24 protein-coding genes and 1 tRNA gene are annotated in these 23126 nt (G+C 66.5%); 15 read left to right on the top strand and 10 right to left on the bottom strand.

Annotation, left to right across the window (positions count from 1 at the left end):
* Positions 1-44: 44 nt before the first annotated feature.
* The 10 genes from leuB (at position 45) to ACE3Q6_RS18060 (ending at position 9812) form a co-directional block, all read left to right on the top strand.
* Positions 45-1151, top strand: coding sequence for a 3-isopropylmalate dehydrogenase (gene leuB / locus ACE3Q6_RS18105; protein ID WP_374435510.1), 1107 nt, complete (start codon positions 45-47; stop codon positions 1149-1151).
* 47 nt (positions 1152-1198) lie between these two features.
* Positions 1199-2056 (top strand): DMT family transporter, encoded by an 858-nt coding sequence (locus ACE3Q6_RS18100; protein ID WP_374435508.1) that lies wholly within the window; start codon positions 1199-1201, stop codon positions 2054-2056.
* Positions 2057-2149: 93 nt separating this feature from the next.
* Positions 2150-3115 (top strand): DMT family transporter, encoded by a 966-nt coding sequence (locus tag ACE3Q6_RS18095; RefSeq protein WP_374435506.1) that lies wholly within the window; start codon positions 2150-2152, stop codon positions 3113-3115.
* 47 nt (positions 3116-3162) lie between these two features.
* A tRNA-Pro gene (locus ACE3Q6_RS18090) sits at positions 3163-3239 on the top strand.
* Positions 3240-3557: 318 nt separating this feature from the next.
* A complete protein-coding gene (locus ACE3Q6_RS18085) occupies positions 3558-5156 on the top strand; it encodes an ABC transporter substrate-binding protein (RefSeq protein WP_374435504.1) in 1599 nt (532 codons plus the stop codon).
* A gap of 42 nt (positions 5157-5198) precedes the next feature.
* Complete coding sequence (locus ACE3Q6_RS18080; RefSeq protein ID WP_374435502.1) at positions 5199-6263, top strand: ABC transporter permease; 1065 nt, start codon at positions 5199-5201, stop codon at positions 6261-6263.
* Positions 6260-7165: an ABC transporter permease gene (locus tag ACE3Q6_RS18075; RefSeq protein ID WP_374435500.1), complete on the top strand. Its 906-nt coding sequence runs from the start codon at positions 6260-6262 to the stop codon at positions 7163-7165. The genes ACE3Q6_RS18080 and ACE3Q6_RS18075 overlap by 4 nt, the downstream gene beginning before the upstream one ends.
* Positions 7162-7983 carry an ABC transporter ATP-binding protein gene (locus ACE3Q6_RS18070; protein WP_374435498.1) on the top strand — a complete coding sequence of 274 codons (822 nt, stop codon included), beginning with the start codon at positions 7162-7164 and terminating at the stop codon, positions 7981-7983. Before ACE3Q6_RS18075 ends, ACE3Q6_RS18070 begins: the two co-directional genes overlap by 4 nt.
* 3 nt (positions 7984-7986) lie before the next feature.
* Positions 7987-8763 carry an ABC transporter ATP-binding protein gene (locus ACE3Q6_RS18065; RefSeq protein ID WP_374435495.1) on the top strand — a complete coding sequence of 259 codons (777 nt, stop codon included), beginning with the start codon at positions 7987-7989 and terminating at the stop codon, positions 8761-8763.
* Positions 8760-9812, top strand: coding sequence for a dipeptidase (locus ACE3Q6_RS18060; protein WP_374435492.1), 1053 nt, complete (start codon positions 8760-8762; stop codon positions 9810-9812). The genes ACE3Q6_RS18065 and ACE3Q6_RS18060 overlap by 4 nt, the downstream gene beginning before the upstream one ends.
* Positions 9813-9851: 39 nt before the next feature.
* Here ACE3Q6_RS18060 and ACE3Q6_RS18055 read toward each other — a convergent pair whose 3' ends face one another.
* From ACE3Q6_RS18055 to ACE3Q6_RS18025, 7 genes are all read right to left on the bottom strand, one after another.
* Positions 9852-10745 carry an ornithine cyclodeaminase family protein gene (locus ACE3Q6_RS18055; RefSeq protein ID WP_374435569.1) on the bottom strand — a complete coding sequence of 298 codons (894 nt, stop codon included), beginning with the start codon at positions 10743-10745 and terminating at the stop codon, positions 9852-9854.
* 5 nt (positions 10746-10750) lie between these two features.
* Positions 10751-11374, bottom strand: coding sequence for an HAD family hydrolase (locus tag ACE3Q6_RS18050; RefSeq protein WP_374435490.1), 624 nt, complete (start codon positions 11372-11374; stop codon positions 10751-10753).
* Complete coding sequence (locus ACE3Q6_RS18045) at positions 11364-12299, bottom strand: DMT family transporter (protein ID WP_374435488.1); 936 nt, start codon at positions 12297-12299, stop codon at positions 11364-11366. Before ACE3Q6_RS18045 ends, ACE3Q6_RS18050 begins: the two co-directional genes overlap by 11 nt.
* Before the next feature lie 73 nt (positions 12300-12372).
* Positions 12373-12834, bottom strand: a complete 462-nt coding sequence (locus ACE3Q6_RS18040) for a hypothetical protein (RefSeq protein WP_374435486.1) — start codon at positions 12832-12834, stop codon at positions 12373-12375.
* 166 nt (positions 12835-13000) lie between these two features.
* The gene (locus ACE3Q6_RS18035) at positions 13001-13486 is read right to left on the bottom strand and encodes a CAP domain-containing protein (protein WP_374435483.1); all 486 of its coding nucleotides are present in this window, start codon (positions 13484-13486) and stop codon (positions 13001-13003) included.
* Positions 13464-14294 carry an S-formylglutathione hydrolase gene (fghA, locus tag ACE3Q6_RS18030; RefSeq protein WP_374435481.1) on the bottom strand — a complete coding sequence of 277 codons (831 nt, stop codon included), beginning with the start codon at positions 14292-14294 and terminating at the stop codon, positions 13464-13466. The genes ACE3Q6_RS18035 and fghA overlap by 23 nt, the downstream gene beginning before the upstream one ends.
* Positions 14291-15226, bottom strand: coding sequence for an AEC family transporter (locus ACE3Q6_RS18025; protein ID WP_374435479.1), 936 nt, complete (start codon positions 15224-15226; stop codon positions 14291-14293). The genes fghA and ACE3Q6_RS18025 overlap by 4 nt, the downstream gene beginning before the upstream one ends.
* 366 nt (positions 15227-15592) lie before the next feature.
* Here ACE3Q6_RS18025 and ACE3Q6_RS18020 point away from each other — a divergent pair, with 366 nt between their 5' ends.
* From ACE3Q6_RS18020 to ACE3Q6_RS18010, 3 genes are read left to right on the top strand one after another with little or no spacing between them, the layout of a single operon-like run.
* Complete coding sequence (locus ACE3Q6_RS18020) at positions 15593-17209, top strand: serine/threonine protein kinase (protein ID WP_374435477.1); 1617 nt, start codon at positions 15593-15595, stop codon at positions 17207-17209.
* A gap of 38 nt (positions 17210-17247) precedes the next feature.
* Positions 17248-18096: an FHA domain-containing protein gene (locus tag ACE3Q6_RS18015; protein WP_374435475.1), complete on the top strand. Its 849-nt coding sequence runs from the start codon at positions 17248-17250 to the stop codon at positions 18094-18096.
* On the top strand, positions 18077-19114 hold the full coding sequence (locus tag ACE3Q6_RS18010) for a PP2C family serine/threonine-protein phosphatase (RefSeq protein WP_374435473.1): 1038 nt from the start codon (positions 18077-18079) through the stop codon (positions 19112-19114). Before ACE3Q6_RS18015 ends, ACE3Q6_RS18010 begins: the two co-directional genes overlap by 20 nt.
* 3 nt (positions 19115-19117) lie before the next feature.
* Here the strand turns inward: ACE3Q6_RS18010 and ACE3Q6_RS18005 are convergent, their stop codons facing one another.
* Both ACE3Q6_RS18005 and mbfA read right to left on the bottom strand, forming a co-directional pair.
* On the bottom strand, positions 19118-19810 hold the full coding sequence (locus ACE3Q6_RS18005; RefSeq protein WP_374435470.1) for a nitroreductase family protein: 693 nt from the start codon (positions 19808-19810) through the stop codon (positions 19118-19120).
* A complete protein-coding gene (mbfA, locus tag ACE3Q6_RS18000; protein ID WP_374435467.1) occupies positions 19810-20787 on the bottom strand; it encodes an iron exporter MbfA in 978 nt (325 codons plus the stop codon). Before mbfA ends, ACE3Q6_RS18005 begins: the two co-directional genes overlap by 1 nt.
* A 157-nt stretch (positions 20788-20944) precedes the next feature.
* Between mbfA and ACE3Q6_RS17995 the strand changes: the two genes are divergently transcribed.
* A complete protein-coding gene (locus tag ACE3Q6_RS17995) occupies positions 20945-21118 on the top strand; it encodes a hypothetical protein (RefSeq protein WP_374435464.1) in 174 nt (57 codons plus the stop codon).
* A 56-nt stretch (positions 21119-21174) separates the two neighbouring features.
* Complete coding sequence (locus tag ACE3Q6_RS17990) at positions 21175-21813, top strand: TetR/AcrR family transcriptional regulator (RefSeq protein ID WP_374435462.1); 639 nt, start codon at positions 21175-21177, stop codon at positions 21811-21813.
* A gap of 38 nt (positions 21814-21851) precedes the next feature.
* On the opposite strand, the gene ACE3Q6_RS17985 is transcribed toward ACE3Q6_RS17990, so the two are convergent.
* A complete protein-coding gene (locus ACE3Q6_RS17985) occupies positions 21852-23123 on the bottom strand; it encodes a folylpolyglutamate synthase/dihydrofolate synthase family protein (RefSeq protein ID WP_374435460.1) in 1272 nt (423 codons plus the stop codon).
* Positions 23124-23126: the final 3 nt, after the last annotated feature.

Below are 23126 nucleotides of genomic sequence, written 5' to 3'. Positions count from 1 at the left end.
CGAAGGGCTAGGGCCACGGCGACCCAATTCCAGCGGAGCATGTCATGGCCAACCCGTCCCTCTTGATCCTCGCCGGCGACGGCATCGGCCCCGAAGTCATGGCCGAGGTGAAGAAGATCATCGGCTGGATGGGAGCCAAGCGCGGCGTCCAGTTCGACGTATCGGAAGACCTGGTCGGCGGCTGCGCCTATGACGCGCATGGCACGCCCCTGACCGACGCCACGATGGCCAAGGCGCAGGAAGTGGACGCGGTGTTGCTGGGCGCCGTGGGCGGGCCGAAGTACGACAAGTTGGACTTTTCCGTCAAACCCGAGCGCGGCCTGCTGCGTCTGCGCAAGGAGATGGACCTGTTTTCGAACCTGCGCCCCGCGCAGTGCTTTGACGCCCTGGCGGATTTCTCCTCGCTGAAGAAGGAAGTGGTCGCGGGCCTGGACATCGTCATCGTGCGCGAGCTGACCAGCGGCGTCTACTTCGGCGAGCCGCGGGGGATCTTCAAGGAAGGCAACGAGCGGGTGGGCATCAATACCCAGCGCTACACCGAAAGCGAAATCGCCCGCGTGGCGAAGTCGGCCTTCGAGCTGGCGCGGAAGCGCAACAACAAGGTCTGCTCGATGGAGAAGGCCAACGTGATGGAGTCGGGCATCCTGTGGCGCGAGGTGGTGCAGGAAGTGCACGACCGCGACTACCCGGATGTGGAGCTGTCGCACATGTACGCTGACGCGGGCGCGATGCAGCTTTGCCGCTGGCCCAAGCAGTTCGACGTGATCGTGACCGACAACCTGTTCGGCGACCTTCTGTCCGATGCGGCGGCCATGCTGACGGGATCGCTGGGGATGCTGCCGTCCGCGTCCTTGGGCGCGCCGATGGCCAACGGCCGCCCGAAGGCGCTGTATGAACCCGTCCACGGCTCGGCCCCCGACATCGCGGGTCAGGGCAAGGCCAACCCCATCGCCTGCATCCTGAGCTTCGCGATGGCGCTGCGCTATTCCTTCGACATGGGCGAGGAAGCCACCCGCGTCGAGAAGGCCGTGGAGAAGGTCCTGGCCGACGGCGTCCGCACCGCCGACCTGATGGGGCCCGAGGGCGGCACGCCGGTCTCGACCAGCCAGATGGGCGACGCGATCCTCGCCGCGCTGGACGCGAGCCTTTAAGACGCGACGCCGGGGCGCTGCTGCCCCGGCCTCTCCCGGAGTCCGAGATGTCCTCACCCCTCAAAGGCGCGCTTCTCGGACTTGCGGGGTTTGGGTTGTTCTCGGTGGCGGATGCCACGATCAAGTTCCTGGGCGACAGCTACCACGCCTTCCAGATCGTGGCCTTCGCAAGCCTTTTCACCCTGCCGCTGATCGGGCTTCTCTGGCTGCGCAACCCGGTGAGCCTGCGCCCGGTGCATCCCTGGCTCATGGCCATCCGGACCGTCGCACTGATCGGCAACGCGCTTCTGGTGACCTACACCTTCACCGTGCTGCCGCTGGCGCAGGCCTATGCGATCTTCTTCACCCTGCCGCTGGTCCTGACCCTGCTGGCCTGGCCGCTTCTGGGCGACCGGGTGGACGCGGTGGACGGCGTGGCGGTGGTGCTGGGTCTTATTGGCGTCATCGTTGCGCTGAACCCTGGGCGGGTGGAGTTCGGGTTCGGCCATGTCACGGCGATCCTCGGGATGCTGCTGGCGGCGGTGCACTACCTGATCGTGCGCCGGACGGGCGGCGTGGAATCCTCGGTCGCCATGCTGCTCTACCCGGTCGCGGGGCAGGCCCTTGCCGCGTTCCTGATCCTGCCGGGGCGCTATACCCCCATGCCGCTTGCGGATCTGGCCACGGTGGCCAGCATCTCGGTCACCGGGATGGCGGGGACGATGCTGATGTTCGCGGCCTACCGGGCCGCGCCCCCCGTCATCGTGGCGCCGACGCAGTATTCGCAGATCGCCTGGGCGGCGCTGTTCGGAGCTCTGTTTTTCGCCGAACCGCTGCCGCCGTCGACCGCGATCGGCGTGGCGATCATCGCGGCGGCGGGGATGCTGGTAATCAGCCGGCAGGACCGGCAAAAGTTGCCCACCTGAGCTCTGCGCGGCCTTGCAACCGGCCCGCGAAAGGCGCAACAGTGTTGCCGCTAACGTGGCGTCTGCGACACGCCCAGCCCGGAAATTTTGTCCATGTCCCCTACGCTTCGCGGTGCGCTTCTGTCGCTGGCCGCCTTTGCCGCCTATGCCACCCACGATGTCGTGGTGAAGTACCTTGGCGGGACCTATTCCGCCTTCCAGACGATGTTCTTCGCCGGGCTGATGGGCTTTCCGCTGGTCACCGTCCTGCTTTTGTCGGACCGCAAGGACGGCACGCTGATCCCGCGCCACCCGTGGTGGACGGCAATCCGAACCGTCAGCGCGGTGGTGACGGGGGTGATGGGGTTCTACGCCTTCTCGGTGCTGCCGATGGCGACCTGCTATGCGATCTTCTTCGCCATGCCGCTGCTGATCACGCTGATGGCGATCCCCATGCTGGGAGAGAAGGTCGGCATCCGCCGCGGCATCGCGGTGATCGTGGGGCTTCTTGGTGTCCTCATCGTGCTGCGGCCGGGCAGCGGTGACGGCTTCTCGCTGGGCCACCTCGCGGCGCTGGGGGCTGCGACGACGGGCTCGCTGAGTTCGATCATCGTGCGCAAGATCGGTCGGGATGAACGGTCCGTTGTCCTGATGCTTTACCCGATGGTGCTGACCTTCGTGGCCACCGGCGCGACCATGCCTTTCGTCTACCAGCCCATGCCGGTCGAGGACCTGGCGCTGACCGCCGTGATGGCCTTCCTGGGCATGATAGGGGCCTTGGCCAGCATCGCCGCCTACCGCATCGCGGCCGCGGTGATCGTGGCGCCGATGCAGTATTCCCAGATCATCTGGGCGGCGCTTTACGGCTGGCTTTTCTTCAACGAAACCGTGGACTTCTACACCGCCGTCGGGTCTGCCGTGATCATCGCCTCGGGCATCTACATCGTGTTGCGCGAAAGCACGCCCTCGATCAGCCAGAACCGCCCCGTGCTGGAGAACCGCAGCCGCTGGGAGATCGGCACCCTGCCCCGGATTTCCAGCTGGCTGAAGCGTTTCGATAGAGGCGGGGATCAGGCGTGACTCCTCTTGCCAAAGCCGGCGGGACGGGGTAACCCCCCGCCCACGGTCGGAGCGTAGCGCAGTCTGGTAGCGCACCTGCTTCGGGAGCAGGGGGTCGGAGGTTCGAATCCTCTCGCTCCGACCATCAGCAAAATTCCCGAGATCACACATACCTTCCCGGTGCGCATGTCGCGCCGCAAACTGCCGCCGGGCTATCGGATTGCAGTTTTCCAGGGCGCGCCGAGCGGCCAGCCCGGCTTGTCCGAAGCCTCAGCGGCCTCCCGGCGCTTCAGAGTCGACCAGCGCGACCGCGCAGCTTCCATCCATTCCGCGCCAGGGCGAGATCGCAAATGCGAGGGTTGCCCCTCGGTTAGGCATTGACTCCCGCCATCCGCTTTCATCCAATCGCCCCAGAGTCTGGCGCGTGGCGCCTCCTCAGCTACCGAACACAGGGAGAAACACGATGTACCTGAAGCATGGATTTGGCCGTGCAGCAGTCCTTGCCGCGCTTATGGCCGGCACTGCACCCATGGCGCTCATGGCCGAAACCCCGGCGGACACGCTGGTGGTGGCCGATGCCATCGACGACATCGTGTCGATCGACCCGCATGAAGCCTTCGAATTCTCGGGCGTGGACCTGAACAACAACGTCTACGACACCCTGATCGAGCTCGATCCGACCAAGCCGGGCGAACTGGTTCCGGGTCTGGCCGAAAGCTGGTCGGTGTCCGAAGACGGGATGACCTATACCTTCAAGATCAAGTCGGGCATCACCTTCTCGTCCGGCAACCCGCTGACGGCCGAGGACGCCGCCGGGTCGCTGCGCCGGGTGGTCAAGCTGAACAAGACCCCGGCCTTCATCCTGACCCAGTTCGGCCTGACGCCGGAAAACGTCGACCAGATGATCACCTTCGAGGGCGACACCGTCACCTTGAAGACCGACAAGGCCTACGCGCCGTCTTTCGTCTACAACTGCCTCACCGCCGGGGTGGCGAACATCGTCGACATGAAGACCGTCATGGCCAACGAGGTCGAGGGCGATATGGGCAATGCCTGGCTCAAGGCCAATAGCGCCGGGACCGGGGCCTATGTGCTGCGGTCGTTCAAGCCGAACGAGGGCTACGTGCTCGAGGCGCGCCAGGGCCATTGGCGCGGTGACGCCAAGATCAAGAACGTCTTCATGCAGCATGTCCCGGAAGGCGCAACCCAGCGTCTCCTGCTGGAGAAGGGCGACATCGACATCGGCCGCGAGCTGACACCGACGGACATCGCCGGGCTGGAGGGCAATCCCGACATCAAGATCCAGAACGACGTGGGCGGCCAGGTCTACTATCTGGCGTTGAACCAGAAGAAGGCCGAGCTGGCCAATCCCAAGGTCCAGGAAGCGATGCGCTGGGCGGTCGACTATGTCGGCATGACCGACAGCATCCTGAAGGGCCAGTGGGTCGTCCACCAGGCCTTCCTGCCGCAGGGCTTCCTCGGCGCTCTGACCGAGACGCCCTACAGCCTGGACATCGAGAAGGCCAAGGCGCTGATGGCGGAATCGGGCGTGACCCTGCCCCTGGACGTGAAGTTCACGGTCCGCAACAACCAGGAGCGCCTGGACATCGCCACCTCGCTGCAGAACACCTTCGCGCAGATCGGGATCAATCTCGTCCTGGACGTGGGCGACGGCGCGCAAGGGCTGGAAGTCTATCGCGGACGCCTGCACGAGATCACGCTGCAGACCTGGGGCCCGGACTATCCCGACCCGCACACCAACGCCTCGACCTTCGCGATGAACCCCGACAACAGCGACGAGGCCGGCAACACCGGCTACCTCGCCTGGCGGACCGCCTGGGATCCGGGTGAGCTGCACGCGATGACCGAGGCGGCCGTGGTCGAGAAGGACACCGCAAAGCGCACGGCGATGTACGAGGAAATCCAGCGCAAGCACCGCGACAACTCGGCCTTCGTGATGATGTTCCAGCAGGCGCGGCAGGATGCGATGCGCGCCAACGTGTCGGGCTTCTATGCCGGTGGGGCGACCGACTCGGCGTCCTACTGGACCGTCACCAAGTAAGCGACCGGGCCGCCGCTGGACAGGCGGCGGCCCGAACCCCGCATGACCGCACTTCCCGCACCGACACGGCAAGGCCGTCTGCTTCCCGTCCTGGGACAGATCGCCCTTGGACTTGGCACCCTGGCGATCACGCTGCTGGGACTGCTGCTGATCACCTTCATCATCGCCCGCGTCGTGCCCACGGACCCGGTGCTGTCGATCGTCGGCGAACGCGCCACTCCGGCCCAGATCGCCGCCATCCGCGAGAAGCTGGGGCTGGACCTGCCGATGTGGCAGCAGTTCCTGATCTATGTCCGCGACGCGCTGCAGGGCGACCTCGGCACCTCGATCAAGACGGGTGCACCCGTCGCGTCGGAGATCGCGCGTTATTTCCCCGCCACGCTGGAGCTGGCCACGCTGGGCACCATCTTCGGGACGCTGGTGGGCATTCCCGCAGGGGTGCTGGCCGCGACCCGGCCCGGCAGCATTGCCGACCAGATCGTCCGTGTCGTCGGCCTCATGGGCTATTCGATGCCGGTGTTCTGGCTGGGGCTGATCGGGCTTCTGGTCTTCTACGGCCAGCTCGACTGGGTCGCGGGACCAGGGCGGCTGGACCCGACCTATGACATGATGATGGAATTCACCCTCACCTCCTACACCGGCATGATCCTGGTCGATTCCGCGCTGAACGGCGCCTGGGACGTCTTCGGCAACGCCGTCAGCCACATCATCCTGCCCGCGGGCCTTCTGGGCTATGTCTCGATGGCCTACATCAGCCGGATGACCCGCAGCTTCATGATGAACGAGCTTGGGCAGGAATACATCACCACGGCCCGCGTGAAGGGGATGCCGGAATGGCGGGTGATCTGGGTCCACGCGATGAAGAACGTCGCCGTGCCGCTGATCACGGTCATCGCGCTTTCCTACGCCTACCTGCTGGAGGGGTCGGTCCTGACCGAGACGATCTTCGCCTGGCCCGGCCTTGGCAGCTATATCACCGATGCGCTCTTTTCGGCCGACATGCCGGCGGTCCTGGGCGGGACGGTGGTCGTGGGGGTGGCCTTCGTCACGCTGAACATGGCGTCTGACATCCTCTACCGGCTGGTCGATCCGAGGGCGCGGGAATGACCACGTTGCGCGCCTGGCTTTCAGACCCGAACCCCGCCTCGCGGAGGCAGGCCCGGCTGGGGCAGGCCTGGCTTGCCTGGCAGCGGATCCGCCGCAACCGGCTGGCGATGGCCGGGCTGGTGATCGTCGGGATCCTGCTTCTGGTTGCGATCTTCGCACCCTGGATCGCGCCGCACGATCCCTTGGCCCAGGACCTGTCGCGCCGGCTTCTGCCGCCCGGCACGCCGGGAAACATCCTGGGCACCGATGATTTTGGCCGGGACATCCTGTCGCGCATCATCCACGGCGCGCGGATCACGCTTTACATCATCGCGCTGGTCGCCGTGACGGCCCCGGTCCTTGGCTTGCTGATCGGCACCGTGGCGGGCTATTTCGGCGGCTGGATCGACGCTGTCCTGATGCGGCTCACCGACATCTTCCTGGCCTTCCCGCGCCTGATCCTGGCGCTGGCCCTGGTCGCCGTCCTTGGCCCCGGCATCGAGAACGCCGTCCTTGCCATCGCGCTGACCGCCTGGCCGCCCTATGCCCGTGTGGCGCGGGCCGAGACGCTGACCGTCCGCTCCTCGGACTACATCGCGGCGATCCGGCTGCAGGGCGCCTCTGCCCCAAGGATCATCGCGGGCCACGTGGTGCCGATGTGCCTGCCTTCGGTCATCATCCGGGTCACGCTGGACATGGCCGGCGTGATCCTCATCGCGGCGGGCCTTGGCTTCCTTGGCCTCGGCGTCCTGCCGCCCACGCCCGAATGGGGGCTGATGATCTCTTCCGGCCGCAAGTTCCTGTTCGAGCAATGGTGGGTTGCGACCATGCCCGGCCTTGCGATCTTCATCGTCAGCCTCGGCTTCAACCTTCTGGGCGACGGTCTGCGCGATGTCCTTGACCCGCGGAGTGCGTCGCGATGAGCCTTCTGGAGGTCAGGAACCTGCGCGTCTCCTTCGCGACTGAAACCGGCCGGGTCGAAGCCGTCCGCGGCGTGTCCTTCTCCCTGGGCCATGAGCGGCTGGGGATCGTGGGCGAATCCGGATCAGGCAAGACGATGACGGGCCGGTCGGTCCTGCGGCTGATCCGCCCGCCGGGCCGGATCGAGGCCGACGCGATGACCTTCGACGGAAAGGACATCCTGAACGCGTCCGAACGCGAGATGCGGGCGCTGCGGGGCAAGCGCATCGGCATGGTGATGCAGGATCCGAAATACAGCCTGAACCCCGTGATGACCGTGGGTCGCCAGCTGACCGAGGGCCTGCGCCTGCGCGACGGACTGGGCCGGGCGGATGCCACCGCCAAGGCCATCGCCGCGCTGGAAGCCGTGCAGATCCGCGATCCGGCCCGGGTGATGGAGGCCTATCCACATGAGCTGTCCGGCGGCATGGGCCAGCGGGTGATGATCGCGATGATGCTGATCCCGGAACCCGAGCTTCTGATCGCCGACGAGCCGACCTCTGCTCTGGACGTGACCGTGCAGGCCGAAGTGCTGTCGATCCTCGACCGGCTGGTGCGCGACCGGGGCATGGGCCTGATCTTCATCAGCCACGACCTTCGCCTCGTCGCGCGGTTCTGCGACCGGGTTCTGGTGATGCACAAGGGGCTGGTCGTGGAGGAAATCGAAGCGGCGCATCTGATGGAGGCCCGCCATCCCTACACGCGCGGGCTTCTGAACTGCCTGCCCCGCATCGGAGGGCCGCGCGCGCCCTTGCCGGTGCTGGACCGGACGGGGTTCTGACCGATGGCGCTGATCGAGATCGAGAACCTGACGGTGACCTTCCGCTCGAAAGGACGCGAGGTGCGCGCGGTCGAGGGCGTCAGCCTCGCGGTCGCGGCGCAGGAAAGCTATGGCCTCGTGGGCGAAAGCGGGTCCGGCAAGTCGACGATCCTGCGCGCGATCTGCGGCATGGCTCCGGTCACCGGGGGCTCGATCCGGATCGGCGGCAAGCCCGTGCCCACGCCGCGCGGCCGGGCATTCTCGACCGAAGTGCAGATGGTCTTCCAGGACCCCTACGCAAGCCTTCATCCCCGCCACACCATCGACCGCACCCTGTCCGAACCGCTGGCGATCCACGGCATGCCCGACCGCGACGCCCGCGTGGTGCAGGCGCTGACCGACGTGGGCCTGCCGCCCGCCTTCCGCTTCCGCTATCCGCACCAGCTCTCGGGCGGCCAGCGCCAGCGCGTCGCCATCGCCCGCGCCCTGATGCTGCGGCCGAAGATCCTTTTGCTGGACGAACCGACCAGCGCGCTTGACGCCTCGGTCCAGGCAGAGGTGCTGAACCTTCTGAACCGCCTGCGCGCCGAACAGGGGCTGACCTTCCTGATGGTGTCGCATGACCTGGCCGTGATCGACCACATGTGCGACCGGATCATGGTCCTGCAACATGGCCGCACGGTGGAAGAGATGAGCCGCGACGACCTCGCCGGGGCAAGGATGACGACCGACTATGCCCGCAGCCTCTTCAACGCCAGCGCCGACCGGATGCTGGATGCGACGGGAGAGGCCTCGCCATGATCCCGGTGTTCGATGGCCATAACGACCTGCTGCTGCGGCTGCTTCTGGACCCCGGGCGGCGGGAGGAGATCTTCCTGACCGGCGAAGGCCAGGGCCATCTCGACCTGCCGCGGATGCGGGCCTCGGGCTTCGCGGGCGGGTTCTTCGCGATCTACCTGCCCTCGCCCGTGGCGCATGACGATCCGGACTACCGGGCCCAGATGCAGAACCCACCCTATGCGCTGCCTTTGCCCGACCCGATCCCCTTTGCAGACGCGCTCGCCCCTGCCATCGCCGCCGCCGGGCACCTTATGTGGATGGAGCGCGCATCGGATGGTGCGCTGAAACTCTGCCGCACGGGCGCAGAGGTCCGGGCCTGCCTGGCGCAAGGCAGCATCGCCGCGATCATGCACATGGAAGGCGCCGAGGCGATCGACGACAGCCTCGACGCGCTGCACCTTTTCCACGCGATGGGCCTGCGGTCGCTGGGGCCGGTCTGGTCGCGCCCGACGATCTTCGGCCATGGCGTTCCCTTTGCCTTCCCCTCCAGCCCCGACACCGGGCCGGGGTTGACCGAGGCGGGTAAGCGGCTGGTCACGGAATGCAACCGGCTGAAGATCATGCTGGACCTCAGCCACATGAACGAGGCTGGGTTCAACGACGTCGCCCGTCTGTCCGACGCGCCGCTGGTCGCCACCCATTCGAACGCTCACGCGCTTTGCCCCTCGACCCGCAACCTGACCGACCGGCAGCTGGCGATGATCCGCGACAGCGGCGGGATGGTGGGCCTGAACTTCTCGGTCTCCTTCCTGCGCCCGGACGGCCGCCAGCTGGCCGAGACCGGCTGGGACCCGATCCTGCGGCAGATGGACTACCTGCTTGGCCAGCTTGGCGAAGACCATCTCGGCTTCGGCTCGGACTATGACGGCTGCACGACCCCGGACGTCATCGACGACGTGACGGGACTTCCCAGGCTGATCCAGGCGCTGTCCGACCACGGGTATGACCAGGCGCTTCTGGAAAAGCTGGCCCATGCCAACTGGCTGGCCCTGCTGGACCGCACGCTCTGAAGGACGCCCTGATCGAAGGAGAGCCGGCCTCTCTCGGCCTCAGGCCTCGCGCTTGCGCCAGCAGTCGGCGATGTAGGTCGCCGTCATCAGGTCCAGATGTGCCCCGCCGCCGTTCTTGGCGATGGTGATCTCGTCGTCCGACCGGCGGGCGTAAAGTGCTGCGTCGTCGTAGAAATCCGCGACGATGTCGGCCTCGGTGATCGCGCCCGAAGCGATGGGGTCCATGATCTCGCCGATGTGGTGGATCGTGGTCTGTCGGCTGTCGACGAAGATCCGCGCGCGTTGCATGGCGCGGTCGTCCACCTCGCGCATCCCGGGCTTGTAGGCCCCGATCAGGTCGATGTGCTGGCCCGGCTGCAGCCAGTCGCCCCGGATCAGCGGGCTGGTCGCCATCGTGGCCGAGCAGATCACGTCGGCCTTGCGCACCGCCCCCTCAAGGTCGTCGGCCACGGGAAGGCCCATCGCCGCGGCACTTTCGCGAGTGCGGCTCCAGACGGTGAAGCGGGCGTCGGGGAAGATCGCGGAATAGGCCTCGACCATGCTGCGCGCGACGGCCCCCGCGCCCACAAGCAGGAAGTTCCGCGCATCCTTCCGCGCCAGGCGCGAAGCCGACAGAAGGCTGTCCCCCGCCGTCTTCCACTTGGTCACCAGGTGGAAATCGACCAGCGCGGACAAATCGCCCGTCGCGTCGTCGAAAAGGCTTACGACGCCATAGATCGTCGGCAGACCCTTCGCCGCATTGCCCGGGAAGATCGTCGCCACCTTCACCAGCGCGCCGAGGCCGTCGATCCACGCCCCGCGGTCCAGGATCGTGTCCTGCCCGCGATAAAGGAACATGTCCTTCAGATCGGCCAGGGGCAGTTTGTGCCCCGCCTCGAAAGCGTCCAGCAAACCACGCCAGGACAACAGCGTCTCGGCCTCTCTTGGAACCATCAGGGTCACAGGCCCGCCTCCCTTCGTGTCAGAAGCCCTTCCGCCACCAGCCGCTCGGCCCAGCCCTGCCAGCTTTCGAACTGGTGCGTGCGCCAGCCGCGACGGGCGGCGGCGGTGATGTTGTCGGCCCGGTCATCGGTGAAGATCAGCCGGTCGGGTGGCAGGCCGCAGTCGTCCTCGACCGCCTGGTAGATGCGCGGGTCGGGCTTCGAGATCCGCAGACGGCCCGAGACATATTCGCGGTCGAACTCGCTCAGGAAATCCAGCTTTTCGCGGGCTTCCTCGTAGGAATAGCTGCCGAAGTTGGTCAGGCAGAAGACCGGAACGCCCTTCCTGCGCAGCGCGCGGAGAAGCGCGATGGAGCCTTCGATCGGGGGCGAGGCCAACTCGATCCAGCGGTCATACCACATCCGGATCTCGGGCGCCCAGTCGGGGTGCCGGTCGGCCCAGTCATAGATCGTCTCGCGGAACAGGTCCCCGTCGTCGATCAGCGCGTTCATCCCGTGCAGGTCCACGGCGGCGAACAGGGCGCGCCGCCGGTCCTCGCCCAGGACGCGGTCGTAGAAGGCCTCGGGCTGCCAGCGCGCCAGCACGTTGCCGATGTCGAAGATCACTGCCTCAGGCTGCATCGCCTTCCCGTTTGCGCACCGTTTCCCGCCAGATCACATAAAGGCCGGAGCCGCAGATAAGCGCAATCCCCACCCAGGAGACCGCGTCGGGGAAGGTGCCGAAGACCACAAGTCCCCAAAGGATCGCAAGCGGCATCCCCACGTATTCGAAGGGCGCGATCAGTCCGGCCTCGGTGGTGCGGTAGGCCTGCGTCACCATCATCCCGCCGATGCCCACCGACAGGCCCGTGGCCAGGAAGACCGGCCAATCATGCAGGGGCGGCCAGATCCAGGGGCGGAAGAGGAAGGCCCAAAGCCCCTCGTCCGACGCCAGGTGCCCGTCCCCGACCCAGAGGCCCATGCCAAGGCTGACGACGATGAACCCCGCCTGCACGTAGAAGGACAGCGTCATCGCGCTTTCGGTGCCCCCCATGTGCCGGACGAGGAGGTTCCCGCTGGCATACATCACCGCCGAGATCAGCACGAGCAGGGCCGCTGGCTGGATCACCCCCGCCCCCGGCCGCAGCATGACCACGACGCCGACCATTCCGATGATGACGGCGGCCCAGCGGCGAGGGCCGACCTTTTCGCCCAGGAAGACGATGGACAGAAGGGTGATGATGATCGGACTGACATATGCCACCGCCACGGCATCGGCCAAGGGCATTGTGGCCAGGCCCACGAAGTAGGTGACGTTCGAGATCATCACGATCATCACCCGCAACAGGTGCATCCGGGGCCTGGCGGTGACCAGCTGGGCGAACCCGCGCTCGGTCCGGCTGATGACGAACAGGATGAAGGCCATCGCGACGAAGGCGCGGATCAGGATCACCTGGTGCAGCGCATAGCCGTCCGACAGGAACTTGATCGACACGTCGTTGACCGAAAAGATCAGCGTGCCGCCGATGGCGAAAAGGATGCCGGTCAGGGCTTGCGAACGTGCCATGTCGGCAGATGACCGGGGCTTCCCGGTTGCGTCTGTCCTGCCCGCGACATGGGGTGGCGCGGGCAGGCGAGGCTCAGGGGTTGGTGGCCGGGGCCGCCGCCGCCGTCGCTGCATCGACCTGCGCCTGCAGCGCGGCCTTCTCGGCCTCAAGCGCCGCAACCTTGTCGGTCAGCGCCGCCAGCTCTGCCCTTGCGGCTTCGGCGGCCTGGGCGGCCTCGGCTTCCAGCGCCGCGACCCTGGCTGCAAGGTCCGCCTTCTCGGTCTCGAGCCCGCTCAGCTTTTCCAGCATCGCCTGCCCCTCGGCCTCGATTGCCGCCGTCGCATCGGCTGCGGCCTTCACCGCGGCCTCGCCCTCGGCCTTCAGGGCGGCAAGCTCCTCGGCAAGCTTGGTCTTCTCGGCCTCCAGCGCAATGGTCGCCTCGGTCTTCGCGGCAAGGTCCGACTGCAAGGCATTGCTCTTCTGGCTGGCCTGATAGGCATAGAACCCCAGGATCGCCGCCACCACCACCAGGACGGCCGTGAACAGGTTGCGCATCGTCATCCTCCCCGCGTTTGGTGCAAGGCTAGCCGGAACGGGCCGGATCGTTCAACAGCGATGAAGAACGGGGGTGCGCTGGGGAAAGTGGTTACGCAAAGCTGAATGCCCGCGGCCAAGTCCTTGATCTTGTTCACTCGCCCGAACTGTCCACGCTGGACAGCTTTCAGCCGGGGGCGGCGAAGACCTGCACCCAATAATAGCGCAGCGGGGCCGAGTTCCCCCGGATCGGCCTGTCGTCCGCCTGGTAGACCACCGCGATCCCGGTCTCTCTCATCCGGCAGTCCAGCATGTTCCGCCGGTGGCCCGCGCTTTTCAGCCAGCCCGAGACCACCTGCCCCGCCGACCGATACCCCGCCGCGATGTTTTCCGCCGCCGTCCGGTAGCTGTAGCCCTGTCGCTTGATCCGCGAGGACATGCGCGAGCCGTCCTTCCCCGCGTGGCCGAAAAAGTTCTGCTCGGCCATCGCCTTCGCATGGGCCTTTGCCGCCGCCGTCAGCTTGGCATTCATCCGCAGGGGCTGGCACCCCGCCTTAGCCCGCGCCGCGTTGACGGCGGACAGCACCGTCTCGGCCGGGCTGGCCGCCGCGACGGGTGAGGCCGCGAGTGCCAGCGACAGCAGAAGCGCCCTAGCCCAGGAAAGCCTGGGCATGGAAGGACACATGGTCCTCCATGAAGGTCGAGACGAAGAAATAGCTGTGGTCATAGCCCTTCTGCATCCGGAACGTGCCGCCCTGCCGCGCCTGGGCCATCGCTTCGGCCAGCGCCTCGGGACGGAGCTTATCGAGGAACTGGTCGGCCGTGCCCTGGTCGATCAGCATCGGCCCGTCGAATCCCCGGCGCCGCATCAGGAGTGTCGCATCATGCGCGGCCCAGGTGGACTCATCGGGTCCGAGATAGGCAGAAAATTGCGGGCGGCCCCAGTCACTGGCCGTCGGGTTGCAGACCGGCGCGAAGGCCGAGACCGACTTGAAGCGGCCCGGAAAGCTCATCGCGATGGTCAGCGCGCCGTGGCCGCCCATCGAATGTCCGGTGATCCCCTGCGCCTCTTCGGCCAGCGGGAAGGCGTTGAACAGGACACGGGGGAGTTCCTCGGTCACGTAGTCCCACATCCGGAAATGCGGGGACCAAGGGGATTTGGTGGCGTTCACGTAGAACCCCGCGCCCTGGCCCAGCGCGAAGTCGGGGTCGTTGGCCACGCCCTCGCCGCGGGGAGAGGTGTCGGGGAAGCAGAGCGCGATCCCCGCCTCAGCCGCCCAGCGCTGCGCACCGGCCTTGATCATCGCGTTCTCGTGCGTGCAGGTCAGGCCCGAGAGGAACCACAGCAGCGGCACCGGCCCGTCCTCGGCCTGTTCGGGCAGGAAGAGGCCGAAGGTCATGTCGCAGCCGGTGGACTGCGACGCGTGGGTGTAGACGCCCTGGACGCCCCCGAAGGCCCGGTTTTCCGAGACGGTTTTCATATGTAGCCCCCCTGGCTGAGAAGTGCGATCACCGCAGTCACGGTCAGGACCGATGCGGCGGTCGAGACGAGGATGGCGCTCGACACGCGTTTTGGCGCAACGCCGTAGTGCTGCGCAAGGATGAAGACGTTGCCCGCGACAGGCAGCGCCGCGGCGGCGATCATGACCCCGGCCTGGTAGCCCGACACGCCAAAGAGCCAGCAACTTACGGCCACGGCCGCCGGGTGCAGGACGACCTTGGAGAAGGACAGCCAGGCGGCGACCTCGATCCTTTCGGCCGATCGCCCCGACAGGGAGGCCCCGATGGCGAACAGCGCGCAGGGCGTTGCGGCGGCACCGAGAAGCGTCAGGAACTCGTTCACCGGGACCGGAAGCTCAAGCCCGGTCGCCCCCCAGAGGATGCCCAGCCCGACCGAGACGATCATCGGATTCTTGATCAGGCCCATCCCAAGGATCCCGAAGGTCTGCGCGCTGACCCGCCCGGCACGTAGCCCGGTGATCACCATGGTCAGGATCGAGGAAAAGACGATCAGGTCGACCGCCAGCACCAGCAGGACCGGCCCCACCGCCTGAGGCCCCAGCAGCAGGGCCAGCATCGGAATCCCCAGGAACCCTACGTTGCCGATGACGCCGGTGTGCGCCTCGAACACGGCCTCTTCCCGGCTGACGCCGCGCCCCAGGGCGACGACGGCCACGATTACCCAAACCACCGTTGTGGCCAGGAGATAGGCGAAAACGAAGGGCCAGCTGAAGATCGCCGCGACATCAAGGTTCGCCGCGAAGCCGAACAGCATGGCGGAGAGCGCGAAGTAGAAGACGAAGCGCGTGAGGTAGGCGGTCGCATCTTCCGAGAAGAACCGCATCCGTCCGGCAAGGTAGCCCACCCCGATCAGGGCGAAGAACGGCAGGGTTTTCAGAAAGATTGCCAGCATGGGGCCGTGTCTCACGGGCGCGCGCAAAGGGCAAGGTCGGGCTGAGAATCGGCCGCTTCCGAGGCGGGAAGTCTCAGGCAATCGAAACATCGCATGCCGCGATGTGGCAAAAGCAGGGCAGCGAGAGGATCGTTTCCCACGCTTGGGCGGCGCGATTGTTTCCACATCTTGCGGAAATAAGGGTCCATTGCCGCATATTTTCCAGCATTTGACAGATTGCCTGCATCAGTCCGGGAGGGGGCGCAGGGCCGATTGTGGCCAAAAACGACCGGAAACGCTTCACGTTTTGGCCCAACTCATTGGTTACACGAACAGAACCGCAGGTCCTTCAAGGGGGCAAGAAGGACGCGGGTATGGGTGTGAGTGATGACCGCTGCCGCGCGAAAGTTTGATTCCGTCGACCTGGGGACCACAGCCGATGAGCTGCCGCCGGGCACAAAGCTGTTGTTCGGGCAGTTCACCATCGAATCCTTCGTCAACAGCGGCGGGTTCGGGATCGTCTACATCGCGCGCGACTCGCTGGATCGGCAGGTGGTCATCAAGGAGTGCTTCCCCTCGACCTTCTGCCGCCGGATCGGCACCACGGTGGGCGCACGGTCGCGGGCGCAGCAGGATGAATTCCGCGCTGCGGTGAAAAGCTTCATGCAGGAAGCGGTGACGCTGTCCCAGCTGAACCACCCGAACATCATCAAGGTCCATCATGTCTTCGAGGACAATGAAACCGCCTACATGGCGATGGACTACATCGACGGGCCCGATCTGCTGCAGACGGTCGAGGGCACGGCGCGGCCTCTGACTCCGAAAGAAATCACGTCCTTCCTGCATACGATGCTGGATGCGCTTGGCCATGTGCACGAGCGCGGGCTCCTGCACCGCGACATCTCGCCCGACAACATCCTGCTGCAGAAGGCGACCGGCCAGCCGATCCTGATCGACTTCGGCGCCTCGCGGAAGGAGGTGACGCGGAAAAGCCGCGCTGTCTCGGGTCTGCGGGTGGTCAAGGACGGCTACTCGCCGCAAGAGTTCTACGTCAGCGGCAGCAAGCAGGCCCCGTACAGTGACCTTTATGCGCTTGCTGCAAGCTTCTATCACTTGATCACCGGTGAAACCCCGAGGACCTCGCAGGAGCGTCTTTCGGCCATCGCGGGCCGCGAGGGCGATCCGCTGCGGCCTTTGGCGGGGCGGTTCAAGACCTATCCCCGCGCATTCCTGGAGGCGATCGACCGGGCCATGGCGATCTTCCCGCGGGACCGGCTGCAATCGGTCGATGAATGGCGGGCGATGCTGACGGGCGATGCCGCGCGTGTGGTGTCGGAACCGGTTGCCCCTGCGCCGGCGGCCCGCTTGGTAACGGCCCCGCCACCTGCGACCCCGGCACCCGCCCCGCAGCCGACGGCCGCACAGCCGGCCCCGGCCCCGGCCCCGGCGCGTGCGCCCAGCGTCCCCTCGGCATCGACCGCCGCGACCGCGCCGGCCCCGGTGGTGGTGATCCAGGCCCCGCGCGGACCGCGCGATGTGCTGATGTCGTCTGCGGCGGCGGTCCTGCTGCTTGTCGGCCTGCTGTCCTTGCCCAACATGCTGAACCGCGGAACCGGGGGCGTCGCCCCTGCGACGGCGGCAGCATCCGCGCCCGCAGAGACGCCGGCCACCCCCGCCCCTGCCGCCACCGCCGCTACGGCCGAAGAGGTCCTGCCGGTCACGAACGTCCTGCGCCTGCCGGGCGGCTACACCTTCGACGTGGTCGAGACGGCCACCGGCGCCCAGACCGTTGTTTCCGAGCTGCCAGCCGATCTGCAAGGCACCATCGAGGTCGGGGACATCCTCCTCGTCTACATCCCGACGGGTGAAACCCTCGGCACCGCAACCGCGCTTCGGGAAATACTTCAGCGCGAGTTCGCGAACGGAATTACAACTTACAGTTTTGTTATTCGTCGTGGTGACAGTACACTGGAAGCGGAGTTCCGGCTTCGGGCAGCAAACTGACTGCCAGTGCCGAAACATCAGGACGGGGAGAGAAAACCTTGAAGTTCCTTCGTACGATCTTTCGCGAAAATGACGAGGCCGGCCCGTCGGCCGGCCTGCCGGAAACCGGTCCGGACCCCGTGATGGCGGCCCTTGCCGAGCTTGAGGTCAAGCGACTGCGGGAAGCACTTGCGGCGGCCTCGCCGGCCCCGGCTCCGGAACCTGCGGTCGAGCCCGAAGTGCCGGCGGTCGTGGCCCGGCCCAGCCGGGTGGTCAAGGCCAAGGCCCCACTGCCCGAAGGCGTGACCCTGCCCAGCCGGGGGATCTGGGACCTTGAGGACGAGGTGCCGCAACCGGCCGCCGCCGCCCCCGCGCCCGAGCCGGAGGCAGCCCCGCGCCGCGCCACCCGCACCAAGACGCGCGTTTTGGGCTTCGAGGCCCAGCCGGCCGCTGTCGTCCCGCTGTTCGACGGCATCGAGTCCCCCGCCATCGTCCCCGCTGCTCCGGCCCCGGGCAAGGGCTACGTCATGTTCCCGACCGGTTGGCTGATCGTGAAGGAGGGCCCCGGGAAGGGCGCGTCCTTCGCGCTGTCGGCGGGGATCTCGCAGATCGGGCGCGGATCGGACCAGACGATCTCGCTGGATTACGGCGACATGGCGATCTCGCGGCAGAACCACGCCGCCATCGCCTATGATCCCACCACCCACGCCTTCCACGTGGGCCACGGCGGCAAGTCGAACCTTGTCCGCCTGAACGGCCGTCCGCTTCTGGCCACCGAAGCCGCGTCCGACGGGGACGAGATCCAGATCGGTGAGACGACCCTTGTGCTGAAAGTCCTTTGTTCGCCCGAGTTCAACTGGTCCTCGTTCGCGGCCGAAGGAGACGGGCATGATATGGCGATCGCGTGAACCGCGCTACGACGTCGCCTCGGGCATCAACCAGGGCGCACGCGACTATCAGGAAGACGCGATCACGGCGGATTTTCCCGTCGGTGCCGAAGCGGGCTTCGTGGTGCTGGCCGACGGGATGGGTGGACATGCCGCCGGCGATGTCGCCTCGAAGATTGTCCTGACCGAGGTCTATTCCGAGCTTAAGTTCCATTTCGCCAATGTCGCCAACTTCGAGGCCCGCGCGCCCGAGATCCTGCGCAGCGTGGCGGAACTGGCCAACGAGACCCTGCGCAACCACACGCGCACGCACCCCGAGACCGACGGGATGGGCGCAACTCTTGTGGTCCCCGCCCTGGTCGAAAACCGGCTCTGGTGGATCTCGATCGGGGATTCGCCGCTGTTCCTGTTCCGCAACGGGAAGCTCACCCAGCTGAACGAAGATCATTCGATGGCGCCGCAACTGGACCTCATGGTGCAGGCGGGACTGCTGGATGCCGAAAGCGCGGCCAACCACCCGGACCGCAACTGCCTGGTTTCGGTGCTCATGGGCTCCAAGGTCGCCCGGATCGATTGCCCGTCGAAACCGCAGGAGCTGAAGGCCGGCGACATCGTGGTCTGTTCCTCGGACGGGTTGCAGTACCTGAGCAACGCGCAGATCGAGAAGGTTCTGTCGCGCTATCGCAAGGCCCGGTCGACGGAAATCGCCGAGCGGCTGCTGGACGAGCTGGTGCGCCTGAACGATCCGGACCAGGACAACATCAGCTTCACCGTGATCAAGGTAAACGACGCCACGGTCCGGCCGCAGCAGCATCGGGCAGAGCGCGAAGCGCTTGCCGTCACCACCCGGCCGCGCCGGCCGACAACCGTGGTGACCGATCCCGTCCTGGTGCCGCTACCCTTGGCCGAGTCCATGCGGGTCCCGGCCGAAGCTGAGGCGCCTGGCGACCCCTCGGAATCGGACGGCACTACCGCCGCCGAGGATCCTGCAGCGCCGCGGCCCCTGGTCGTTCCGCGCCGCATCGCGGCACTGGGCTGACGTCTAGCGGAAGACGGTCATGATCTGGTCCAGAGGCTTCTTCCGCTTGGCCACCGCCGGGACCGTGGCGGTTTCGGCCGGATAGCCCACCGGCAGGATCATGACTGGCTTCTCATGCTCGGGCCGACCGCATAGCGGCCCGAGGAACTTCATCGGGTTCGGCGTATGCTCCAGGCAGACGAGCCCGGCATGATGGATCGCTGCGATCAGCATGCCCGTGGCAATGCCAACGCTTTCCGGCACGTAGTAGTTCTTGTAGCGCACCCCATCCTCGGTCACCCCGTAGCGTTGCGCGAAGACCACGATCAGCCAGGGCGCATCGGTCAGGTGCGGCTTTGACACGCCGGTCCCGATCGGCTCCAGCGCGGCCAGCCATTCGTCTCCCGCGCCGCCCTGGTAGAAAGCCCGCTCTTCCTCTTCGGCTCCTTCGCGGATCCGGGCCTTCATCGCGGGATCACTGATCGCGACGAAGTGCCAAGGCTGGTGATTGGCCCCAGAGGGCGCGGTTCCGGCCGCGGCGATGCAGGCGGCGATCACCCCCTCGGGCACCGGACGGGCCGAATAGTCCCGCACCGAATGGCGCTGCTTCATGTAGGCGAGAAAGGTTTCGGCGGCGGCCTGCGCGGCCTCTGGCTCCAGCTGCACCCTGTCCGGAAGCGGCAGGGGCTGATAGCTCACCTCACCCTTGCGATACATCACCCGCCCCCGATCAATGCCCCGGCGGCAAAGACCAAAGCACCCCCGACCACGACCTGCAAGGCCGCGCGGAGGAAGGGCGTCTCCATGTAGCGGTTCTGGATCCAGGCGATGGCCCAAAGCTCGACGAAGACCACGATCATCGCGATGGTGGTCGCGGTCCAGAAATCTGGGATCAGGTACGGGAGCGCGTGGCCAAGCCCGCCAATGGTGGTCATGACGCCGGACGCGAGCCCGCGTTTCCAGGGCGAGCCGCGGCCCGAGAGCACACCGTCGTCATGCGCGGCCTCGGTGAAGCCCATCGAGATTCCGGCGCCGACCGACGCGGCCGAGCCGACAAGGAAGGTTGTCCAGGTGTCCTGCGTGGCGAAGGCCGTGGCGAAGATCGGCGCCAGGGTGGAGACCGAACCGTCCATCAGCCCCGCAAGGCCCGGCTGCACCCAGGTCAGGATGAACTGACGCTTGGCCGTCTGGTCTTCTTCACCGCGCGCGTCATCCGAGAGATGCTTTTCCTCCAACCGTTGCGCGTGGCGTTCATGGCCCGCCTCGGCGGCGGCAAGGTCGCCCAGAAGCTTCCGGGTCGAGGCATCCTGCGTCCGTGCCGCGGCGCGGAGGTAGAAATCATGCGCCACCTTCTCCATCGCCGCCGCCTCGCCGCGCATCGTTTCCAGCGACAGGGACTGCGACAGCCAGACCGGCCGGCGGGCATAGAAGCCCGCAACATGTTCGCGCCGGATCAGCGGGATCACCTCGCCAAAGCGCGCGCGGTGGAGGTCGATCAGCCGCTGGCGGTGGCCGTCCTCCTCGACCGCCATGCCGTCGAAGACTGCAGCTGACGCCGGGAACTCGGCCCGCAGGCGCTCGGCGAAACTGCGGTAGATGCGGGCGTCGTCCTCCTCGGACGAGATGGCAAGGGCCAGCACCTCCTGGTCGGACAGGTCGGTGAAGCGGCGGCGGAATGTCAGGGCGGAAAGCACGTCGGATACCTTAGTTTGGAATGGTTCTAATCTATCGCCGTCATCGGCAGGGGCAATGGGGATATCTGAACTTTGCAGTTCACTTTTCCCTTGCCGAAATGAACTTGTCGGTTTAGAAACGATTTTGAACCGTAGAGTTCAGAATGGAGATCATGAGATGACCCGTTTCGCCCTTGCCCTTGCCACCAGCCTTGCACTTGCCGCGCCCGTCGCCGCCGACTCGCTGTCCATGCTGCTGCCGGCCCTGACCTTCCCCACGGACGAGGTCATCACCTCGACCAAGGGCTGCGAGGCCCCTGCGACAGCGACGACCTGCCAGCTGGAGGAGTGACCCTCCGGGTTGCCGCGCCGGATCGCGATCGTCTATGGTCCCACACAGGGGGGCCGATGAACGTCAGTCACGATCACGGGGTCCGGCGCGGCCGGAAGTTCGATCAGGTGCTTGAAGGCGCCCGGACGATCTTCATGCGCGACGGGTTCGAGCGCGCCTCGGTGGATGACATCGCGCGCGAGGCCGGCGTGTCGAAGGCGACGATCTACGCCTATTTCCCCGACAAGCAGCTTCTGTTCCTGGAAGTCGCGCGCTGCGAATGCCACCGCCAGACCGAAGAGGCCGAGGCGATGGTCGAGGGCGACGTGCCGGTGCGGGTGGCGCTGACCATTGCCGCGGAACGGATCGTCGCGTTCCAGCTGTCGGATTTCGGCCAACGCATGTTCCGCATCGTGGTGGGCGAGGGCGAACGTTTCCCCGGCCTTGGCCGCCAGTTCTATGACTTCGGGCCGGGGCTGATCCACCAGCGGCTGGTCTATCACCTGGGCTGCTACGTGCAGTCCGGGGCGCTGCAGATCGAGGATCTGGACCTTGCGGCCGACCAGTTCGCGCAACTCTGCAAGGCCACGATCCACGAAAAGCTGATGTTCGGGATGGCCGAGGCGATCACGCCGGACATGGCGCACCGGACGGTGCATGGCGCCGTGGACATGTTCCTGGCGCGGTACGGTGCGCCCGGGACCCAAAATTCTTGAGTAAGAATTTTGACAAATTCCTTCCTTAAGGAATTTGGTTACCCGTTCTCGCGCAGCACCGTCCCGGCCAGGTAGAGAGACCCGCAGATCAGTACCCGAGCATCCGGCGAGGTCGCGGCAATCCCCGCCAGCGCCTCTGCCACCGACCCTGCGGTCACCGCTTCCATCCCCGCCGCCCGTGCCGCGTCGCGCGTGGCCTCGGCGGGGAGCGTGTTTTTCTCACCGGGGATCGAGACCGCATGGAGCCGCGTCACCTGCGGGGCGAGCGGTCGCATGTAGCCCGTCACGTCCTTGGTGTTCAGCATCCCGCAGATCAGATGCGTCTCGCGCTTCGGCATCCGCGCCAGCGTCGCCGCCACCGCCTCGCCGCCCGCCGGGTTGTGCCCGCCGTCGAGCCATAGTTCCACCTGCGGCGCAATCTCGACCAGAGGCCCCTGCCGCAGCCGCTGCATCCGGGCGGGCCAGTAGGCGTTGGTCACCGCCGCCTCGCAGGCCGACTCGCCCTTGCCCAGAAGCCGCAGCGCCGCGATGGCCGCGCCTGCGTTCTGGACCTGGTGCGGGCCGGGCAGGTTCGGCAGTGGTAGGTCGAGAAGCCCGTTCTCGTCCTGATAGATCAGCCGCCCGCGCTCTTCCCAGACGTTCCAATGCTGGCCGAAGACCCAGAGCGGCGCACCAAGCGATGCGGCCTTAGCCTCGATCACCTCAAGCCCGTCCGGGTGCTGCGGGCCAACGATGCAGGGAACGCCCCGCTTGATGATCCCGGCCTTTTCACCCGCGATCTTTTCGATGGTGTCGCCCAGGAAGGCCTCATGGTCCATGCTCACCGGGGTGATGATCGTCAGCCGGGGCTTGTCCACCAGGTTGGTTGCGTCCAGCCTGCCGCCCAGTCCGACCTCGAGCAAGGTCCAGTCCGCGGGCGTGCGCGCAAAGGCCAGGAAGGCCGCGCAGGTGGTGATCTCGAAGAAGGTGATCTCGTCCGGCCCGTTCACCCGCACACATTCGTCGAGAAGCGAGGTCAGCGCGGGTTCGCTGATCAGCTCACCCGCCAGACGGATGCGTTCGTGGAACCGCGCGAGGTGGGGGGAGGTATAGGCGTGGACCTTGTCTCCCCCGGCCTCCAGCCCCGCCCGGATCATCGCCTGGGTCGAGCCCTTGCCGTTCGTCCCCGCGATGTGGATGACCGGCGGGATCGACCGTTCGGGGTGGCCCAATGCGGCCAGAAGGCGTTCGACGCGTGACAGGGTCAGGTCGATGACCTTGGGATGCAGCGTCATCATCCGTTCCAGGATGACGTCGGAACCTTGGCTCATGGA

It is taken from the genome of Tabrizicola sp., assembly GCF_041913445.1.
Lineage (GTDB): Bacteria > Pseudomonadota > Alphaproteobacteria > Rhodobacterales > Rhodobacteraceae > Tabrizicola.
This window is presented reverse-complemented; position numbering and strand designations above follow the sequence as displayed.

Coding starts and splice junctions, on each gene's coding strand:
- leuB (WP_374435510.1), top strand. CDS start 45: ATGGCCAACCCGTCCCTCTTGATCCTCGCCGGCGACGGCATCGGCCCC.
- ACE3Q6_RS18100 (WP_374435508.1), top strand. CDS start 1,199: ATGTCCTCACCCCTCAAAGGCGCGCTTCTCGGACTTGCGGGGTTTGGG.
- ACE3Q6_RS18095 (WP_374435506.1), top strand. CDS start 2,150: ATGTCCCCTACGCTTCGCGGTGCGCTTCTGTCGCTGGCCGCCTTTGCC.
- ACE3Q6_RS18085 (WP_374435504.1), top strand. CDS start 3,558: ATGTACCTGAAGCATGGATTTGGCCGTGCAGCAGTCCTTGCCGCGCTT.
- ACE3Q6_RS18080 (WP_374435502.1), top strand. CDS start 5,199: ATGACCGCACTTCCCGCACCGACACGGCAAGGCCGTCTGCTTCCCGTC.
- ACE3Q6_RS18075 (WP_374435500.1), top strand. CDS start 6,260: ATGACCACGTTGCGCGCCTGGCTTTCAGACCCGAACCCCGCCTCGCGG.
- ACE3Q6_RS18070 (WP_374435498.1), top strand. CDS start 7,162: ATGAGCCTTCTGGAGGTCAGGAACCTGCGCGTCTCCTTCGCGACTGAA.
- ACE3Q6_RS18065 (WP_374435495.1), top strand. CDS start 7,987: ATGGCGCTGATCGAGATCGAGAACCTGACGGTGACCTTCCGCTCGAAA.
- ACE3Q6_RS18060 (WP_374435492.1), top strand. CDS start 8,760: ATGATCCCGGTGTTCGATGGCCATAACGACCTGCTGCTGCGGCTGCTT.
- ACE3Q6_RS18055 (WP_374435569.1), bottom strand. CDS start 10,745: ATGGTTCCAAGAGAGGCCGAGACGCTGTTGTCCTGGCGTGGTTTGCTG.
- ACE3Q6_RS18050 (WP_374435490.1), bottom strand. CDS start 11,374: ATGCAGCCTGAGGCAGTGATCTTCGACATCGGCAACGTGCTGGCGCGC.
- ACE3Q6_RS18045 (WP_374435488.1), bottom strand. CDS start 12,299: ATGGCACGTTCGCAAGCCCTGACCGGCATCCTTTTCGCCATCGGCGGC.
- ACE3Q6_RS18040 (WP_374435486.1), bottom strand. CDS start 12,834: ATGCGCAACCTGTTCACGGCCGTCCTGGTGGTGGTGGCGGCGATCCTG.
- ACE3Q6_RS18035 (WP_374435483.1), bottom strand. CDS start 13,486: ATGCCCAGGCTTTCCTGGGCTAGGGCGCTTCTGCTGTCGCTGGCACTC.
- fghA (WP_374435481.1), bottom strand. CDS start 14,294: ATGAAAACCGTCTCGGAAAACCGGGCCTTCGGGGGCGTCCAGGGCGTC.
- ACE3Q6_RS18025 (WP_374435479.1), bottom strand. CDS start 15,226: ATGCTGGCAATCTTTCTGAAAACCCTGCCGTTCTTCGCCCTGATCGGG.
- ACE3Q6_RS18020 (WP_374435477.1), top strand. CDS start 15,593: ATGACCGCTGCCGCGCGAAAGTTTGATTCCGTCGACCTGGGGACCACA.
- ACE3Q6_RS18010 (WP_374435473.1), top strand. CDS start 18,077: ATGATATGGCGATCGCGTGAACCGCGCTACGACGTCGCCTCGGGCATC.
- ACE3Q6_RS18005 (WP_374435470.1), bottom strand. CDS start 19,810: ATGTATCGCAAGGGTGAGGTGAGCTATCAGCCCCTGCCGCTTCCGGAC.
- ACE3Q6_RS17995 (WP_374435464.1), top strand. CDS start 20,945: ATGACCCGTTTCGCCCTTGCCCTTGCCACCAGCCTTGCACTTGCCGCG.
- ACE3Q6_RS17990 (WP_374435462.1), top strand. CDS start 21,175: ATGAACGTCAGTCACGATCACGGGGTCCGGCGCGGCCGGAAGTTCGAT.
- ACE3Q6_RS17985 (WP_374435460.1), bottom strand. CDS start 23,123: ATGAGCCAAGGTTCCGACGTCATCCTGGAACGGATGATGACGCTGCAT.